The sequence below is a fragment of the Kerstersia sp. genome, assembly GCF_052103615.1.
Classification (GTDB): domain Bacteria; phylum Pseudomonadota; class Gammaproteobacteria; order Burkholderiales; family Burkholderiaceae_B; genus Kerstersia.
On sequence record NZ_JBQEKA010000009.1, the window covers coordinates 61563 to 66823 of the forward strand.

At 60.7% G+C, this 5261-nt stretch carries 2 protein-coding genes; both read left to right on the plus strand.

The features are described 5' to 3' along the window. Positions 1 to 2413: TonB-dependent receptor domain-containing protein (locus ACTJGZ_RS04340; RefSeq protein WP_441661721.1), on the plus strand; the 2413-nt coding region annotated here is incomplete at its 5' end. A gap of 100 nt (positions 2414 to 2513) precedes the next feature. Further along, positions 2514 to 5228 (plus strand): PKD domain-containing protein, encoded by a 2715-nt coding sequence (locus tag ACTJGZ_RS04345; RefSeq protein ID WP_441661722.1) that lies wholly within the window; start codon positions 2514 to 2516, stop codon positions 5226 to 5228. Positions 5229 to 5261: the final 33 nt, after the last annotated feature.

Below are 5261 nucleotides of genomic sequence, written 5' to 3' on the forward strand. Positions count from 1 at the left end.
CGACGGCACCTATGTGCTGCGCGTCCTGCCGCCGCAGTCCTCGTCAGGCGTGGCGAATCTGGAGGCGGTCGAAGTGGTGGGCACGCCTGAAGATCCCAAGGACGAGGTCTATCGCACCTCGCACTCGGTCAGCGTGCTGACGCGCGACGATATCGAGCGTTTCCGGGGCACTTCGGTCGGCGATATTTTCCAGGGAGTGCCAGGTGTCCTGGTGGGTGAAAACCGTAATTCCGGCGGCCTGGATGTGAACATCCGCGGCATGCAGGGCCAGGGCCGGGTGCCGGTGCTGATTGACGGCTCGCGCCAGGAAACCACGGTCTATCGAGGTTATGCCGGGGTGTCATCGCGTACCTATGTGGATCCTGATCTGATTGGCGGCGTGCGCATCGACAAGGGGCCTAGCATGGACGCCGGCGGTACCGGCGCGGTGGGCGGCCTGGTGAGCATGCGCACCCTGGAAGCCGACGATATCCTGCGCGATGGTGAATCATTTGGTTTGCGTCTGCGGGGGACGGCCATTGGCAACAACAGCGGTTCGCCGTCAGACCCGGGGCAGCGCGCCGGTCTGGCGGACAGCGGCAAATTCCGCATCAATTGCGTCTCCGACTTGCTGTGCTCGGGCGTGCATGACTTTGCCAATGCCTTGGGCCCGGAAGAAACGCTGGATCGCCCTGGCACGTTCACGCCCAAAAGCTGGGCTGGCAGCCTGGCGCTGGCGGGGCGCTTTGAGCGGGTGGAACTGGTCGGGGCCATTGCGCACCGGGAGCAGGGCAACTATTACGCCGGTAACCATGGCCCCAAGGCCGGGATGGAAATCGTCGATAGCTATGACGGCGGCTTCTGGACGGAAGTCGTGACCGAGCGCACCGGGGCATCCCGCTTCCGGGGCGGCGAACGCGTCGTCAACAGCAATTACAAAAGTGATTCGGCGCTGCTCAAGAGCAAGATCGACCTGGCGGAAGACCAGGAGCTGAAACTGAGCTGGCTGCGCTACCGCAGCACCTATGGCGAGCTCATGCCATCGCAGCTGATCTGGTACAGCGTGGTGCGCCAGACGGCCAACAGCGAAGTGACCGCCAATACCTGGACCAGCCAGTACCGCTGGAACCCGGCGGCCACGGATCTGATCGACCTGCAGACGAATCTTTGGCTGACGCGCACGCGCAGCATGAACAACAACTACTCCGATGACCTGAAGTACATGGGTTCGGAAACCGAGCGCTACCGCCGCTGGGGGCTGGACGCCAGCAACACCATGCGTTTCGAATGGCTGGGCACAACGGAAATCCGGTATGGCGGCGCCTTGCAGAAAGAGCACGTCACTTCCAGCCCGGATGGGGGCGGTTCGGCATTGCCTGAGGGCCGCCTGGGCGAGCGTACCGAGTACAGCGCTTTTGCGGCGCTGAAATATCAGCCCGTGGAAAGCATCACGCTGGATGCCGGCTTGCGCTACACGCGTTTCCGTTCGAATGACAACAAGCCTGTGCTGATGTCGGAAGCCAGCCGCTATTGCGTCGATAGCGCCGGTACTGGCGGGTGCGACGATATCTATCTGGATTCGCGTGGCAGCGGCTCTGCTCCCATGGTCGGCCTGACCTGGGAGCCGGTCTATGGCCTGCAATTCTATGCGCGGTATGCGGAAGCCCTGCGCATGCCCAGTCTGTTCGAGACGACTGCCGGTTACTCCGTCAGCTCGACGCCAGACGCCAATCTCAAGCCCGAACGCACCGTCAGCCGTGAGCTCGGCATTAACTACATGCTCGACGGCCTGCTGACCGATAGCGATAGCTTGCGCATGAAGCTGGCCTATTTCCGCAACCATACGCACAACTATCTCACCCGGACCATTCCCAATACGAATGAGGACAGCAGCGCGGGCAACAATGCTGCGCTGTTCCGGCTGCGCAATATCGACAATGTGAAGGTGAATGGCGTGGAACTGGGGGGCTCCTATGACCTCGGGCCGGTGTGGATGGAGTTCAGCGGCACCCGCTACAACAGCATCGAAGTCTGCCACGAGGGCAGCTACCGCAACGAGGAATGCACGGATTACGGTCTGGCCAGCAGCTATATCAACAACATGATTCCGCCCAACTGGCATGCCAGCCTGCTGCTTGGCACCCGCCTGTTCGATCAGCGCCTGACGGTGGGCATGCGCGGGACGTTCATGGGCAAGCGCAATCCTATGCCCGAGTACGACAGCCAGGGCGTGGACACGATCTTTGCCCGGCCGGTTGATTGGCATGCCTACAAGGTCTTCGATCTGTTCGCGTCTTATCGCTTCAACGAGAATTTCAGCGTTGATTTCAACATCGACAACATTACCGACCGCTATTACCTCGACGCGCTGAGCCTGGGCCTGGTGCCTGCGCCAGGACGCACGGCGCGCCTGAGCGCCACGGTGCAGTTCTGAGCGCGGCGGGATAAAGATCGTTATGTCGCGTGAGTGAGCCGGCCCGGCCTGTGTTGCCAGCCCACTTTCGCGCACACCATTTATGAAGAGGAAAATATCTATGACATTCGGAGCAAAAAAGCTGCTGCTGGCTTTTGGCGCCGCGCTGGTGCTGTCCGCATGCGGCGGCGGTACTGACAGCGGCTATGACGGCGATAGCGAGAACCCCGCCGGCTTGAATCAGCCCAGGCCGGCCATCCAGGTACTGGCGGGCGAGCAGGCTGTGTCACCCGGCAGCCCGGTTCAATTGGGCCAGACCATCGTTCTGGATGGCAAAGCCAGCAAGGGCGGCATCATCGGCTATCAGTGGGTGCTGAACCGCAAACCCATCAATAGCAAGGCGACGCTGGATAACGCCGGGGACTCCGTGGCGCGCATGCAGCCTGATGTGCCGGGCGAGTATCAGGTTGCCTTGATGGTCAGCAATGGCGCCTCGTCGGCAACGGCATCCGTCACCGTGCTGGTCGTCAATGAGGATCCGGTCGCGGTCGTGCCGGCAAGCGTGGAAGCCTTGCTGGGCGCCGTGCAGCTCGATGGCAGCGCCAGCGTTCCGCCTCTCAATGGCGATGCCGGGAAGCTGACGTACGCCTGGAACCTGATCGGCGTGCCGCCTGCGAGCGAATTGCGGTTCATGGATGCGGGGGAAGCGCAGCGCGCTGTGGCGCGTTTCAAGGCTGATAAGCCGGGCAAATATGAATTTGAATTGACGGTCAGGTATGGCGAGCGTGTCAGCGCGCCCGCCCGTGTGACGGTGAATGTCAGCGAGCCGTTTCGCAAGCCTATTGCGAAAATCACCGTGCCGCCCAGCACGGAAACGGTGGTGGTGGGCCAGGACATCGCGATTGACGGGCGGGACAGCCTGAAAGGCGCGGGCGATCATCTGGAATACCGCTGGAAGGTGGTCGCCGGGAAGTCGGGTTTGCCTGGCAGCGATCATGATGCGATTGTCTGGGACACCGATAAGCCGGTCATGCATTTCCGTCCGCGCGCTGCCGGCTTGCATCGGATCGAGCTTTTTGTCTTTGATGGCATTTCGCGCAGCGGCGCGACGCCGGTGACGGCCTTTGTACATGTCATGCCGGTGCCGGATCAGCCCAACCTTGCGCCCATTGCCCGGATCGGCCTGGACCAGGCGCCTGGCGGCATGGTGGAAACCGGCACGACGCTCATGCTGCAAGGCAATATGTCTTACGACATTGACGAATATGATCCTTACAAGCTGACGCACAAGTGGGAACTGCTGAGCGCGCCGAAGGACGCGGATACCGACGCGATCAAGGCCGTACTGGCGTCTAACTCCAGCATGCCGCAAGTGCTGTTCAACGCGAAAGGCGATTATGAAATTGCGTTGACAGTCGTGGACCAGCATGGCGCGGCATCGGAGCGCGTGGTGCAGACGTTCACCGCGACCAATGGCGCCAATCGCCGTCCGTCCGCGGTGATATATGAGTCGCGCGGCAACACCAATGCCGCAGTCGGCGCCTTGGTGACGCTGGATGGTTCGCAGAGCAGTGACCCGGACCGCAATAAGCTGACATACGAGTGGACCTTGGTGGATCGTCCCGATGGCAGCCAGGCAGTATTGAAGGCTGTGGGCAAGGATGGTGACCACGCGCAGTTCACCGTGGACAAGGCTGGCCCTTACTCCGCGACGCTGGTCGTGGTGGATTCCCATGGCGCGCGCAGCCTGCCATGGCCGCTGACGGTCTTTGCCAAGAGCAGCAATCACGCGCCGCAGGTGCGGCCGTCGCTGGGCAGCCAGCAGTACACCAACGTTGGCGCCACGGTTTATGACGCTGAGCAACCCTTGCTGATCGCGCCGCTAATCAAGGATAAAGAGTTCCGGGTCTATGCCAATGGCGATGAACAAGTACACAAGCTGACCTTGTGGCATGGCTTTGCGCTGGCTGCCAATGCGGTGGACCCGGATGGCGATACGCTGACCTATCTGTGGACCATGAAAAACCAGCCCAACGGCAGCAAATGGGAACTGGGCGAGAAATTTTGCTCGGTAGGCGGCGATTGGAGCGTGTCCAAGGGCGAATACCCGGATTGGCGGCGCGAGCTGGCGAATCTGGGGCAATGGACATGTCCGGATCTGACGCTGGCTCCGACGGTAACGGGCAACTACAGCATTGAGCTGATGGTCAGCGATGGTGTGGAGGCCACTGGGCCGTTTACGCTAAATATGAATGCGGCGCTCCGGGAGCAATATCCCACCCTGCTGCTGGAGGATTTGCTGATTGCTCACCGGTGGAACAATGCGGAACAGAAGGCTGTTGCGCAGCATCATGAGGATCAGATCTTCAAGCAGGAACTGTTCCCGTATCAGGTCACGCATGAACTCAAGCCCAAGGAAGCGGCCTTGCCTGTCTCGATGGGACTGACGGCGGCCTATGGGTTCAATGACGATGCCGTGCTGAAAACCTTCCGTCTGACGGCCATGGATCAGGACTACACCATTGTTGATCTGGACGCCTACGATAAGGATGCCGTCGAAAAACCGCGTTTTGCCGGTCTCGAAAATGGCATGGTGATTCCTCGTGGCAAATCGGTGGAGTTCCAGCTGATCTGGCCTATCAATCAACTGCAAGGTTGCGGTTTGAACTCAGGGGATCAGAACAATTTCGTCAACAAGAATGGCCTGGTGTGGAAGTTTGGCTTGAAGGAGCGGCCGGATTGGCGCTTTGAATACAACCCGGGCAATAACGTAGTCGCCACGAAGGAAGAGCAAGACTGGTGGGGGGATACGTATCTGGCCTGCGTGAAAGGATAAGCACGGGCAGGCAAGAAAGCGGGGCAGGGGCGC

Excerpts from the sequence above, each read along its gene's own strand:
- ACTJGZ_RS04345 (WP_441661722.1), top strand. The coding sequence starts at position 2,514 with ATGACATTCGGAGCAAAAAAGCTGCTGCTGGCTTTTGGCGCCGCGCTG.